At 63.8% G+C, this 13124-nt stretch carries 13 protein-coding genes and 1 pseudogene; 10 read left to right on the top strand and 4 right to left on the bottom strand.

The features are described from left to right. Positions 1 to 74 precede the first annotated feature (74 nt). Positions 75 to 488, bottom strand: a pseudogene (locus IVB12_RS00490) (PaaI family thioesterase); the annotation flags it as partial. A 248-nt stretch (positions 489 to 736) separates the two neighbouring features. Next, on the bottom strand, positions 737 to 1906 hold the full coding sequence (gene pobA, locus IVB12_RS00485) for a 4-hydroxybenzoate 3-monooxygenase (protein WP_247294558.1): 1170 nt from the start codon (positions 1904 to 1906) through the stop codon (positions 737 to 739). 268 nt (positions 1907 to 2174) lie between these two features. On the opposite strand from pobA, the gene IVB12_RS00480 reads away from it, so the two are divergent. The 9 genes from IVB12_RS00480 to IVB12_RS00440 all read left to right on the top strand — a co-directional run bounded on the left by IVB12_RS00480 (position 2175) and on the right by IVB12_RS00440 (position 11133). Beyond that, positions 2175 to 3191 (top strand): TRAP transporter substrate-binding protein, encoded by a 1017-nt coding sequence (locus tag IVB12_RS00480; RefSeq protein WP_247277891.1) that lies wholly within the window; start codon positions 2175 to 2177, stop codon positions 3189 to 3191. A 248-nt stretch (positions 3192 to 3439) separates the two neighbouring features. Beyond that, entirely contained in the window at positions 3440 to 3949 is a 510-nt protein-coding gene (locus tag IVB12_RS00475; protein ID WP_247277892.1) for a TRAP transporter small permease, read from the top strand. A gap of 2 nt (positions 3950 to 3951) precedes the next feature. Beyond that, positions 3952 to 5271 carry a TRAP transporter permease gene (locus IVB12_RS00470; RefSeq protein ID WP_247294557.1) on the top strand — a complete coding sequence of 440 codons (1320 nt, stop codon included), beginning with the start codon at positions 3952 to 3954 and terminating at the stop codon, positions 5269 to 5271. A 12-nt stretch (positions 5272 to 5283) separates the two neighbouring features. After that, a complete protein-coding gene (locus IVB12_RS00465) occupies positions 5284 to 5745 on the top strand; it encodes a DUF3237 domain-containing protein (RefSeq protein ID WP_247294556.1) in 462 nt (153 codons plus the stop codon). Between the two features lie 239 nt (positions 5746 to 5984). Next, positions 5985 to 6794, top strand: coding sequence for a crotonase/enoyl-CoA hydratase family protein (locus IVB12_RS00460; protein WP_247294555.1), 810 nt, complete (start codon positions 5985 to 5987; stop codon positions 6792 to 6794). Next, a complete protein-coding gene (locus IVB12_RS00455; protein WP_247294554.1) occupies positions 6791 to 8674 on the top strand; it encodes a feruloyl-CoA synthase in 1884 nt (627 codons plus the stop codon). The genes IVB12_RS00460 and IVB12_RS00455 overlap by 4 nt, the downstream gene beginning before the upstream one ends. A gap of 25 nt (positions 8675 to 8699) precedes the next feature. Then, complete coding sequence (locus IVB12_RS00450; protein ID WP_247294552.1) at positions 8700 to 9461, top strand: SDR family NAD(P)-dependent oxidoreductase; 762 nt, start codon at positions 8700 to 8702, stop codon at positions 9459 to 9461. Between the two features lie 10 nt (positions 9462 to 9471). Next, positions 9472 to 9891, top strand: coding sequence for a thioesterase family protein (locus IVB12_RS00445; protein WP_247294550.1), 420 nt, complete (start codon positions 9472 to 9474; stop codon positions 9889 to 9891). 90 nt (positions 9892 to 9981) lie between these two features. Further along, positions 9982 to 11133 carry an ABC transporter substrate-binding protein gene (locus tag IVB12_RS00440; RefSeq protein ID WP_247294547.1) on the top strand — a complete coding sequence of 384 codons (1152 nt, stop codon included), beginning with the start codon at positions 9982 to 9984 and terminating at the stop codon, positions 11131 to 11133. 148 nt (positions 11134 to 11281) lie between these two features. On the opposite strand, the gene IVB12_RS00435 is transcribed toward IVB12_RS00440, so the two are convergent. Further along, the gene (locus IVB12_RS00435) at positions 11282 to 12010 is read right to left on the bottom strand and encodes a glutathione S-transferase family protein (RefSeq protein WP_247294544.1); all 729 of its coding nucleotides are present in this window, start codon (positions 12008 to 12010) and stop codon (positions 11282 to 11284) included. 36 nt (positions 12011 to 12046) lie between these two features. Next, on the bottom strand, positions 12047 to 12307 hold the full coding sequence (locus IVB12_RS00430) for a hypothetical protein (RefSeq protein WP_247294543.1): 261 nt from the start codon (positions 12305 to 12307) through the stop codon (positions 12047 to 12049). Positions 12308 to 12420: 113 nt separating this feature from the next. On the opposite strand from IVB12_RS00430, the gene IVB12_RS00425 reads away from it, so the two are divergent. After that, complete coding sequence (locus IVB12_RS00425; RefSeq protein WP_091890491.1) at positions 12421 to 13119, top strand: YafY family protein; 699 nt, start codon at positions 12421 to 12423, stop codon at positions 13117 to 13119. The last annotated feature ends 5 nt before the right edge of the window (positions 13120 to 13124 follow it).

Raw genomic sequence — 13124 nt, 5'->3', positions numbered from 1 at the left:
GCGGTGCGCGGGACCGAACCCGGAATCTCGAGATTCCGGGTTCTCGCTTCGCGAGCCCCGGAATGACGGTCATCCCTCTTCGGCACCACGCGGAACGTCCCGCTCGCCCGTGCGATCACGGTGTCGTCGGACTTGATCAGGCACTGTGCGAAGCAGATCGTCTTGCCGGTCTTGATCACGTCGCTCTCGATCGAACACCATTGGCCGATCTCGGCGGAGCCGACGAAATCGACCGAGAGCGAGACCGTCACGAACGACGTGGTCCAGCCCGTCGCCTGCGCGCAGCTGTAGCCCATGGCATTGTCAGCGAGCGCGGTGATGAGGCCGCCATGGATCAGGCCGCGGCCGTTGGTGTGCGGCTTCGCCAGCCGCAGGCCGATGATGACGGACTTGTCGGTCTTCTTCGCGTAGAGCGGCTCCCAGGGCTCGGTGAGAGGGCTCTTGCGAAAGAGCGGCTCGAAGCCAGCAGGGATATCGGTTGCGGTCATGGCTGTCTCGCGTTGCTGATCGTTGGCATTGAACGCGATGGACGTGACGAACGCATCACCTACAAAGTTTTAAACGGGATTTGCGCGGGCGTTTGAAACGATCCCGCCCTCACTGCGAGGAGCCCTTGCGACGAAGCACTCCAGACTGTCTCCGCGAAGAAAATTTCTGGCTTGCTTCGCGGAGCCTGTCATCGGGCCGCGCTTCGCGCGGACCCGTTGGCGCGCAATGACGATGTGGACGCACCGTCCTAGAACGGCAGCCCCACATAATTCTCCGACAGCGACGTCATCGCGGCCTGCGAGTGCGTGACGTAATCGAGCTCGGCGAGCTGGATTCGAGCGCCGATGGTGCCAGTGTCGGGGAATTTGTGCAGCATCGAGGTCATCCACCAGGAGAAGCGCACGGCCTTCCAGACCCGCGCCAGCGCCTTGGCGGAATAGGCGTCGATCCCGGCGCAGGATTTCTCGTCATAGAATTCGCGCAGCGCGCTCGACAGGTAATGCGCGTCGCTCGCGGCGAGGTTCAGCCCCTTGGCCCCGGTCGGCGGCACGATGTGCGCGGCATCGCCGCACAAAAACATCCGGCCAAAGCGCATCGGCTCGGCGACGAAGCTGCGCAGGGGCGCGATGCTCTTCTCGATCGAAGGACCGGTGACGAGGCTGTCGGCCGCCTCCTGGTCGAGCCGGCGCTTCAATTCGTCCCAGAACCGCTCGTCCGGCCATTGGTCGACATGGTCCTCGAGCGAGCACTGCACATAATAGCGGCTGCGCTTGGTCGAGCGCATGGTGCACAGCGCAAAGCCGCGCGCGTGATTGGAATAGATCAGCTCGTGGCTGACAGGGGGCGTTTCGGACAGAATGCCGAGCCAGCCGAACGGATAGACCCGCTCGAATTCCTCGAGCGCCGTGGCCGGGACACTGGCGCGGCTGACGCCGTGAAAGCCGTCGCAGCCGGCGATAAAATCGCACTCGATCGTGTGGGTGATGCCGTCCTTGACATAGGTGACGCGCGGGTGAGCACCGTCGAAATCATGCGGCTGCACGTCCCTGGCCTCGTACACCGAAATGAGACCTGCAGCCTTGCGCGCATTCATCAGGTCGAGCGTGACCTCGGTCTGGCCGTAGATCATCACGGTCTTGCCAGTCGCGGCCTTCATGTCGATGCGGTGACGGCGGCCGGAGAAGGCGAGCTCGATGCCCTCATGCACCAGGCCTTCGGCATGTGCCCGCGATCCGGCGCCGATCTGGTTGAGCAGCGCAACGGTCCCCTCCTCCAGCAGGCCGGCGCGGATGCGGCCGAGCACATAGTCTGGGCTCTGCCGTTCCAGAATGACATTGTCGATGCCATATGTGTGCAGCAGTTGCCCAAGCAACAATCCGGCCGGTCCTGCCCCGATGATTGCGACTTTTGTCCGCAATACTTGCTCCTTCCGATGCTGTAGGCTTTCGTCGCGGCCTGCTTGTCGCGCGGCCGGCTGACGATAATTATATCATATAATCGTTGAGCAAAAGGGGAGCGGTCGTCGTCGCAGCGCGACAAATCCATGCAAACATGGCTGACGTAGATGGCGGCGCGGCCAGGCATGCGTCAGTTCCGGCTTGAACACGCCGGCCAATTAGATAACATGTTAATTAATGAGACCGGGGCCGTCGAAGCCCGCCGTCGAAAACAGGGAGAGACGCGTGATGAGGAAAGCCTGTCTGGCGTTGCTGCTGGCAGCAAGCGTGACGCCTGCGCTCGCGCAGGACAAGACCTTCGATTTGAAGATCTCGCACTGGGTGCCGGCCTCGCATCCCCTACAGAAATCGCTGGAAGACTGGGCGGCCGCGGTCGAGAAGGACTCCGGCGGCACTATCAAGGGCAAGGTGTTTCCGGCCCAGCAACTCGGCAAAGCCTTCGACCATTACGACATGGCGCGCGATGGCATCGCTGACGTCACCTATGTCAATCCGGGGTACCAGCCCGGCCGCTTCCCAATTATCGGCGCCGGCGAGCTGCCGTTCCTGATCTCGGACGCCAAGGGCGGCTCGATGGGGCTGGATGCCTGGTACCGCAAATATGCCGAGAAAGAGATGAAGGACGTCAAGTATTGTCTCGCCTTCGTCCACTCGCCCTCCTCCTTCCACTCGCGCACCAAGAAGATCGTGGTTCCCGATGACGTGAAGGGCCTGAAGATCCGTCCAGCCCACGCCACCATGGCGAATTTCGTCACCTCGCTCGGCGGCACCAATGTGCAGTCCTCCGCGCCCGAAGTGCGCGACATCATCGAGCGCGGCGTCGCTGACGGTGTCACCTTCCCCTGGGGCTCCCTGGTGCTGTTCGGCATCGACAAGGTGACCAAATACGACATGGAGGCGCCGCTCTACACCACGACCTTCGTGTTCGTGATCAATAAGGACAAGTACAATGCCATGTCCGACAAGCAGAAGGCCGCGATCGACAAGAATTGCACGGTCGAAATGGCAGGCGCGGTCGGCGAGCACTGGGGCAAGTTCGAGGACGCCGGCATCGACAAGGTAAAGGCGGAATCGAGCCATGAGGTCTACAAGCTCACGGGCGAGCAGACCGCGGCCTGGAAGAAGGCCGCCGAGCCGCTGGTGAAGACCTGGAGCGACGGCGCCAAGAAGGCCGGTGCCGATCCGGATGCAGCCCTTGCGGATCTGAAGGCCTCGCTGAAGAAGTATAACGCGCTGGCCGAGTGATGCGCTGTGGCGGCGCACTCGCTGCACCTCTCCCGCTTGCGGGAGAGGTCGGCGCCTAGCGCGGGTGAGGGCTCTCTCCTCTTGGGGTCCTCAATTGTGGAAGCACCCTCTCCCGTAGCCGATGCTCCGCATCGGCGTTGTCTTCAAGAACGGCGGCCGAAGGCCGCCTATGCCTCCCCCGCAAGCGGGGGAGGGAGCGCAGCTCCATTACGGGCACATCTCGAACTCGTCGGAAGGACTCTTTCCCCATGAAGCGCGCCTGGATGGATCGCTTTATCGACTCGATCGAATGGATCGCGGCCGGCTTTGTCGGCCTCGTCGCACTCGACATCTTCCTGTCGGTGCTGCTGCGCAACACGCTAAACTATTCGATTCCCGACAGTTTTGATATCGGCCGCATGCTGCTCGGCATCCTGATCTTCTGGGGCATCGCGGCGACCTCCTATCGCGGCACCCACATCACGGTCGACCTGGTCTGGGGCAATGTCGGGCCGCGTTATCAGCGCTGGATCGACGTGTTCGCAACGCTGGTGCTGCTGTTCGTCGTCACGGTGCAGACCTGGACGCTGTTCGACAAGGTGCGCGGCACCTACAACGACAACGTCCAGACTTTCGACATGCACATGCCGACCTGGCCATTCTTCGCGATCGCATGGATCGGCGACGTCTCCGCCGTGCTGCTGATCGCGATTCGCACCTACCGGCTGATCTTCCATCCCGAAGAGATGCACGATCCCAAAATCAAGGCGACGGAGTGATCATGAGCACCGATGCCGTCGCCGTAATCGGCTTCGTTTCCCTGTTTGTCCTGATGCTGTTGCGCGTGCCCGTCGGCATGGCCATGGGCCTCGTCGGCGTCTCCGGCTTCTCCTATCTGGTCGGCGCGACGCCCGCGCTAAAGCTGGTTGGCCAGACTTCGATGCGCACGGTCACCGACTACACCTTCGGCGTCATTCCGATGTTCCTGCTGATGGGTTCCTTCGTCAGCAATTCCGGCATGAGCCGCGAGCTATTCCGCGCCGCCAATGGCTTCGTCGGGCATCTGCGCGGCGGGCTCGGCATCGCCACAGTCGGTGCCTGCGGCGGCTTTGCCGCGATCTGCGGCTCCTCGGTCGCAACCGCCGCGACCTTCTCCGCCGTCGCCTATCCGGAGATGCGCCGCTTCGGCTATCCACAGTCCTTTGCCACCGGCGTGATCGCGGCCGGCGGGACGTTAGGTGCGATGTTGCCGCCCTCCACCGTGCTCGCGGTCTACGGCATCATCACCGAGCAGGACATCGGCAAGCTCTTCATCGCCGGCATCATCCCGGGTCTGCTCGCGATGACCATGTACATGATCACGATCGGCCTGATCGGCTATGTCAGGCCTGACTTCCTGCCCAAGGGCAAGGTGCTGCCGTGGCGTGAACGCTTTGCCGGATTGAAGGACATCTGGGCGCCGGTGCTGCTGTTCGTGTTCGTCATCGGCGGCCTGTACGGCCTGCCGTTCCTGCCGCGCTTCACCCCGACGGAAGCCGGCGGCGTCGGCGCCACCGGCGCCTTCATCATCGGCGTGCTGACCGGCCGGCTCGACCGCGAGAAGGTGCTGGCCTCACTGCTGCAGGCGACGCGCACCGCGGCCGCGGTGTTCACGGTGCTGATCGGCGCGCTGATCTTCGGCTACTTCCTGACGGTGACGCAGACGCCGCAGAAGGTCACGGAATTCCTCACCGGGCTCGGCCTCGGTCCCTACGGCGTGCTGGCGCTGATCATGGTGATGTATCTGGTGCTCGGCTGCCTGATGGACGCCATGGCGATGATCATCCTCACCGTGCCGATCATCTTCCCCGTGATCATGCATCTTGGCTTCGACCCGATCTGGTTCGGGGTCATCATCGTCATGACCGTCGAGCTTGGCCTGATCCATCCGCCGGTCGGCATGAACGTCTTCGTCATTAAGAGCGTGGTGAAGGACGTCTCCTTCTCCACCATCTTCAAGGGCGTGATCCCGTTCGTGGCGACGGATTTGGTGCGCCTCGTGATCCTGATCGCCTTCCCGCTGCTGGCAACCTGGCTGCCGACGCGGATGATGGCGCATTGACGAGGTGACGCGATGACCAATCCGACGCTCGAGACAAAGTACGTCTTCACCATCACAGCAAAAATCGGCGACGTCGTCAGCGCCGGCGAGACCGGGATCGGCGTGCGACGCATCATTCCGATCATCGGCGGCGAGGTGACGGGCGCGATCGCCGGTCGTGTGCTCCCCTTCGGCGCCGACTTCCAGACCATCCGTCCCAACGAGCTGATCGACCTCGAAGCCAGATACGCCTTCCAGACCGACGACGGCGCGACCGTTTATGTCGAGAACAAGGGCATGCGCTTCGGCCCGGTGGAGCTGCTGCAAAAGCTCAAGCGCGGCGAGCCGGTCGATCCGAAGCTGATCTATTTCCGCACCGTGCCGAGATTCGAGACCGGGCACGAGACCTATCGCTGGCTGATGGAACATATCTTCGTGGCGTCAGCCGCGCGCCATGCCGACCGCGTGGTGATCGATGTGCACCAGGTGATGTAAAACACACCCCGCCGTCCTCCTGGCGAAGGCCCGGACCCCTACCGCGTGGTCCATCGATTGTAGACGGCCGGAGTACCGGGCAAGGGGTCTTCGCCAAAGTGCTCCCTGGGGGGTATGGGTTTCGGCCTTCGCCGGGACGACGTCGCGTTTTGGAGCAGCATTCTGGCGCGCCTGGACCGCCCCCGCCTTGACTCCCCCAAAATTCGTTATACAACATAACTATTCTGACAAGGACGCAAATGACACAGGGAAACGCCGAGACCGCGAAGGCGGGCGCCTCCGGGCTGTTGAGGATCGAGCGGGCGGACCGGATTCTGACCGTGGGTCTGAACCGGCCGGCCAAGCGCAATGCGCTCAATGACGGCATCATCCTGGAAATCGGCGAGTGTTTTGCGTCCCTGCCCGACGATATCGGCGCGGTCGTCATTCACGGCATCGGTGACCATTTCTCCAGCGGTCTCGACCTGTCCGAGCTGACCGAGCACGACGCGACCGGCGGCCTGCTCCATTCCCAGATGTGGCACCGGGTGTTCGACCGCATCCAGTATAGCCGCGTGCCCGTGATCGCCGCGCTCAGCGGCGCCGTGATCGGCGGCGGGCTGGAGCTCGCCTGCGCCGCGCATATCCGCGTCGCCGAGCCCTCGACCTATTTCGCGCTGCCGGAGGGGCAGCGCGGCATCTTCGTCGGTGGTGGCGGCTCGGTGCGCCTGCCGCGGCTGATCGGCGTCGCCAGGATGATGGACATGATGCTGACCGGCCGGGTCTATAGCGCGACCGAAGGCGCCTCCTACGGCTTTGCGCAATATCTGACGGATGCCGGTAACGGACTTGGCAAGGCGTTGGAGCTTGCGACCAAGGTGGCCTCCAACGCGCCGCTGACGAATTTTGCCGTGCTCCAGGCACTGCCGATGATCGCGGAGGCCAATCCGCAGACCGGCCTGCTCATGGAATCCCTGATGGCGACCGTCGCGCAGAGCGACAAGGAGGCCAAGCGCAGGATCCGCGAGTTCCTCGAACACAAGACCGCAAAAGTGAAGCCGAAGTCATGAGCGCGCAGCCGTCCTCTTCCAGCATGGAGCGCGGCGCGAGCACTTTCCCGCTGCGGCCCATCTCGTTCGGCGATCCCCTCGTCGATATCGAACGCCGCGACGACGGCACGATCTATCTCAGGCCAAAGCAGCCGCTCGGCGACTATCCCCTTCGCATCACCGACCGCCTGCATCATTGGGCGAACACGACGCCCGACCGCGTCTTCATGGCCGAGCGCGAAGGCGGCCGCGGTTGGCGCAAGATCACCTATGCCGAGCTGCTCACGGCGAGCCGGCACATCGCATCAAGCCTGATCGCGCGCGGCCTGTCGGCGGAGCGGCCAGTCGTCATTCTCTCCGGCAATTCGATCGATCACGCACTGCTCGCCTTCGGCGCGTTCTATGCCGGCATTCCGTTCTGCCCGGTGTCGCCGGCCTACTCGCTGGTGTCAAAGGACTACGGCAAGCTGTCCTACCTGATGAAGCTGCTGACGCCCGGCCTTGTCTTCGCGGAGGATGCCGACAAGTTCGCCGGTGCGCTCGCCGCCAATGTCTCGCTCGGCACCGAGATCGCCGCGTCCTATGGCAAGGTGCCGGGCCGCGACGTCACCCTCCTCGCCGACCTCATGGCGACGCCGATCCGCAGCGATCTCGACGGCGTCCACGGCAGGATCGGCCCCGACACGATCGCAAAGTTCCTGCTGACATCGGGCTCGACCGGCAATCCCAAGGCCGTCATCAACACCCAGCGCATGATCTGCGCCAACCAGGTGATGCTGCGCGAGACGCTCGCCTTCCTCAAGGACGAGCCGCCCGTCATCGTCGACTGGCTGCCCTGGAATCACACTTTTGGCGGCAACCACAATATCGGGCTGACGCTCTACAACGGCGGCTCGATGTATCTGGACGCCGGCAAGCCGGTGCCCGGCGGCATCGAGGAAACGGTGCGCAATCTCCAGGAGATTTCGCCGACGGTCTATTTCAACGTACCCAAAGGCTACGAATCGCTGCTGCCGTATTTGCGCGACGACCAGGGCCTGCGCGCAAAGTTTTTCGACCGGCTGCATGCGATGTTCTTCTCGGGCGCGGCGCTGTCGCCCTTCGTCTGGAACAGCCTCGACGAGCTCGCGGTGAAGGAGAAGGGCTATCGCGTGCCGATGCTGACCGGCTTAGGTGCCACCGAGACCGCGCCGTTCTTCATGTCCGTCAATCCGCGCACCAGCCGCTCCGGCCATGTCGGGCTCCCGGTGTCAGGCAATGACGCAAAACTGGTGCCGAACAACGGCAAGCTCGAGGTCCGCGCCAAGGGGCCGAACGTGATGCCCGGCTACTGGCGCCAGCCCGACATCAGCGCGAAGTCGTTCGACGAGGAAGGATTTTACAAGCTGGGCGACGCGCTCAAGCCCGCCGATCCCAACGATCTCAACGCCGGCTTCGACTTCGACGGGCGCGTCAGTGAAGACTTCAAGCTCGCCAGCGGCACCTGGGTCAGCGTCGGCCCCTTGCGCGCGCGCTTCGTTGCGGCCTGCGCGCCGCTGGTGCGCGATGTCGTCATCGCCGGCATCAACCGTGACGAGATCTCTGCGCTCGTGGTGCTCGACCTCGACGGTTGCCGGCTGATCAATCCGACGCTGCCCGCCGACGATCTCGTCGTCGCTGCGCGCGACCGGCTCGTGCGCGAGGCGTTCCGCGAACGCCTGACCGGTTTCCTGTCTTCGGCGACCGGCTCGTCCACACGGATCACGCGCGCGATCCTGATGGACACGCCGCTCTCGATCGACAAGGGCGAGGTCACCGACAAGGGCTCGATCAACCAGCGCGCCGTGCTCGAGCATCGCGCTGCATTGATCGACGAGCTCTATGCTGCCAATCCATTCGACCGTGTGATATCGGTCGGGTAAGAAACCATCGCTCTAGGAGAACGCCATGTTGTTGAAGGATCAGCCAGCCATCGTCACCGGCGGCGCATCGGGATTGGGCGCGGCGACCGCGCGAAAACTGGCGGCGCAGGGCGCCAAGGTCGCGGTGTGCGACCTCAATGCCAAGCTCGCGGAGACGGTTGCCGCCGAGATCAAGGGTGTGGCCGTGACCTGCGATGTTTCCGATGCCGCCTCGGCTGAAGCCGCCATCGCGCAGGCGATCAAGGCCCACGGCCCAGCCCGCGTGCTGGTCAATTGCGCCGGCATCGGCGTTGCAAAACGCGTGGTCGGCCGCGACGGTCCGATGGCGCTCGCTGATTTCGACAAGGTGATCAAGGTCAATCTGATCGGCACCTTCAACATGCTGCGCCTTGCCGCCGCCGAAATGTCCAAGCTCGAACCGCAGGCAACCGGCGAGCGCGGCGTCATCATCAACACCGCCTCGGTTGCCGCCTATGATGGCCAGATCGGCCAATCCGCCTATTCGGCCTCGAAGGGCGGCATCGTCGGCATGACGCTGCCGATCGCGCGCGAGCTCGCACAATTCGGCGTCCGCGTGTTGACGATCGCGCCGGGCCTGTTCCTCACGCCCCTGCTCGCCAACCTGCCGCAGGAAGCCCAGGATTCGCTCGCCGCCGCGATCCCCTTCCCTCGCCGGCTTGGCAACGCCGACGAGTTCGCCGCGCTCGCGCTGCACATGGTCGAGAATGCCTATCTGAACGGCGAAGTGGTGCGCCTCGACGGCTCGCTGCGCATGGCGCCGAAATAAGGCGCGTCGCATGTTCGTGAACAGGCGCGACGTCCAGATCCAGTGGGGCGATTGCGACCCCGCCAATATCGTCTACTACCCGCGTTATTTCGCGATGTTCGACGATTCGACGTCGACCCTGTTCGAGGTCGCTGGATTCTCCAAACAGGATCTAGTCCGCAAATACGGCCTGGTGGGGATTCCCATGGTCGACACGCGGGCCAAGTTTTACATCCCCTCGACCTACGGCGACTGGATCACGATCGAGACCAGAATCGAGAGCATCAAGCGCTCGAGCTTCGAGGTGAAGCACAACGTCTACAAGGGTGACGCGCTGGCGCTCGAGGGATTCGAGACCCGCGTCCTGGTCGGGCGCGATCCCGTTAACCTCGACAAGCTGAAATCGGCACCGTTCCCCGCGGAAATGGTAGCCAAATTCACGGGGAGTTAGAGCCCGGAGCTAATCGCCGCATCACCAAAAGAGGGGGCTGAATTACCCCCCGATTTCTGCTTTCAAAGAAGAACGTAAAGGGAGGAATAGATGAAACGCTTTTACCTGACCGCTGTCGTCACCGCGGCCGCGCTGGCGCTGCCGGCCCTGCCCGCGCTGGCTCAGACCAGCGAGATCACCATCGGCATCACCACCACCACGACCGGCCCGGGCGCTGCGCTCGGCATTCCCGAACGCAACGCGCTGGAATTCGTGCCGAAGGAGATCGGCGGCGTGCCGCTGAAAGTGATCGTGCTCGATGATGGCGGCGATCCCACCACCGCGACCACCAACGCCCGCCGCTTCGTGACCGAATCCAAGGCCGACATCATCATGGGCTCGGCGCTGACGCCGCCGACCATCGCGGTCTCCAACGTCGCCAACGAGGCCGGCATTCCGCATTTCGGCCTCGCGCCTTTCCCGATTACGCCGGAGCGCATGAAATGGTCGGTGGCGATGCCGCAGCCGATCCCGATCGTGGGCAAGGTGCTGTACGACCACATGAAGGCCAAGGGCGTGAAGACCCTCGGCTATATCGGCTATTCCGACTCCTATGGCGACCTCTGGTTCAACGACCTCAAGGCCCAGGCCGTGCCGATGGGCATCACCATCGTCGACGAGGAGCGCTTCGCCCGTCCCGACACCTCGGTGACCGGTCAGGTGCTGAAGCTCGTCGCCGCCAATCCCGACGCGATCCTGGTCGGCGCCTCCGGCACCGCGGCCGCGCTGCCGCAGACCGAGCTGCGCGAGCGCGGCTATCAGGGCCTGATCTACCAGACCCATGGCGCGGCCAGCATGGACTTCATCCGCATCGCCGGCAAAGCGGCCGAGGGCGTGCTGATGGCCTCGGGTCCGGTGATGGACCCGGAAGATCAACCGGACACCGCGCTGACCAAGAAGCCGGGACTCGCACTCAACTCGGCCTATGAAGCCAAGTATGGTCCGAACAGCCGCAGCCAGTTCGCCGGCCATTCCTACGATGCGTTCGAGATCCTCAAGCGTATCATTCCGGCGGCATTGAAGACGGCCAAGCCCGGTACGCCGGAATTCCGCGAAGCGATTCGTCAGGCCTTGCTGACGGAGAAGGAATTGGCGGCAAGCCAGGGCGTCTACAACTTCACCGAAAAGGACCGCTACGGCCTCGACGACCGCTCGCGCATCCTGCTCACGGTGAAGAACGGCAAGTACTCGCTGGTGAAGTAGCCACGGCGAAGGTTTCCCAAAGAGAAGAGCCGGCCCGATGGGCCGGCTCTTCCGTTTTACGGTTGAGACCCTCACCCGGCGCTTCGCGCCGACCACCTCCCCCAAACAAGCGGGAGAGGTGCAGCGAGCGGTGGACGCGAATTGCGTCTCAAGCCGCCTGCCGCAGCGGGGTCCAGGCGAACTCCGGATAATACGTGTCCATCATGCGGTCGACATAGGCGGTGAGGTTCGGAAATCCCTCGGCGCGCTTGCGCAAGGCCGATTCGAAGAACGGCGTCAGGATCCCGGCAAGTGCGCCGAAAGCGGTGGCATCGACACCGCAGGGCCTGCTGCCCATCAGATACGACTTGTCGCCGAGCTGCACCGAGAGCGCGAACAGCGAGCGCACGGCGAGATCGACATCGTCGTCGGGCGCATGGCGGCCCAACCCGGAGAGCAGATAATTCTCGGCAACACGGAATTGCGCGTCCTCGCGCAGCTTCTCACGGTTGTGCTCGGGCGCGCCGTCGAAAAAATGCGACGGGCCCTTGGCGAAATTGACCGGATCGACCCAACGCGCCCCGACCAGTGCCCAATAGACGTGGTGCTCGATCATCCGCTCGAACGCCCAGGCCTGTGCGCGCTCGGTCAGCGACAGGCCGGCGTCGAAATCGAAGCCGTAGCGCCGCTCGATATGGGCGCGGATGAAGGTGGAATCGGCCACCGCCTCGCCGCCGTCGTCGATGAAGGGCAGCTGCCCCTTGGGCGAAGCGGGCGGCATCGCGCGCTCCTTCCGGTAGGGCAGCCCCGCCATCTTGAGCTGCACCTCCGTCTTGGTGACGAAGGGGCTGATTTCCGGCAGGCCGAAGCCGGTGCCAAAGCCGTAAAGCGTGATCATGAAACCTCTCCTGAACCTACCGAAAACTGCCGGAACCTATCTGCCGGCTGCTGCCACCATGGTGGCAGCAGCCGTGATATCTTCTGCAAAACGGGCCCCCTGCCAGGCGCGGGCCATGACGTGGTGGACGAGCGCGTCCGCAGCCTGGATCAGCGAGCGTGCCACCACGCTTGCGAACGCAAATCGGAGGTCAGCAGCCATGAGATCGAACGAGACGAGGCGGCGAAGCCCCCGGGCCTGCCACATCTGGGCGCGCCACAGCGGACCGGCCGAGCCGAAATGGGTTGGAATGATCATGGACAAATCCTCTTCAGTCGACGTGTTGTCCCGGTATAGAACTCCCCTGCTGCCAACATCCTGTCAGCAGCCGCGCGCCGCCTTTTGAAAAGACCACGAACAAGAGACCAGTCATGAGACGTGCCGACCGGCTGTTTCAGATCATCCAGGTGCTGAGGCGTACGCGTAAACCGCTGACGGCGGACGCGATCGCGGCCGAGCTCGAGACTTCGAAGCGCACCATCTATCGCGACATCGCAACGCTGATCGGCCAGCGCGTCCCGATTCGCGGCGAAGCCGGCATGGGCTACATCCTGGAAAAGGGTTTCGACCTGCCGCCGCTGATGCTGACGCCCGACGAGATCGAGGCAGCAGTGCTGGGCGCGCAATGGGTCGCGGGCCATGCCGATTCCGCGCTGGCGCGCGCCGCCGAAGATTTGATGGCCAAGATCGCCGACACCGTCCCCGAGCGCCTGCGTCCCTTCGTGCTGGAGCCGGCGAGCCGCGCGCGGCCAAGCTGGAACAGGGAGCCGGACCGCCTCGACATGGCGCGCACGCGCACGCAGATCCACGAAGGCAAGAAGATTATGTTGCGCTATCGCGACGAGCAGGGCCGCGCCAGCGAGCGCATGATCTGGCCGATTTCGGTCGGCTATCTCGAAGCCGTGCGCCTGCTCGCGGCTTGGTGCGAGCTGCGCAGCGACTTCCGCAGCTTCCGCACCGACCGCGTGGTGGAGGCGACCTATCTCGACGAAAAATATCCGGAGCGGCGCGACGTGCTGCGCGCAAGATGGCGGCAGAGCCTGGTCTGGGGTCCGCCAAAGGACACGTGACCACG

Origin of the sequence: Bradyrhizobium sp. 179 (assembly GCF_023073535.1) — a bacterium.
GTDB lineage: Bacteria > Pseudomonadota > Alphaproteobacteria > Rhizobiales > Xanthobacteraceae > Bradyrhizobium.
Note: the sequence above shows the minus strand (reverse complement) of the source record. Positions and strands in the feature narration are given on the sequence as shown.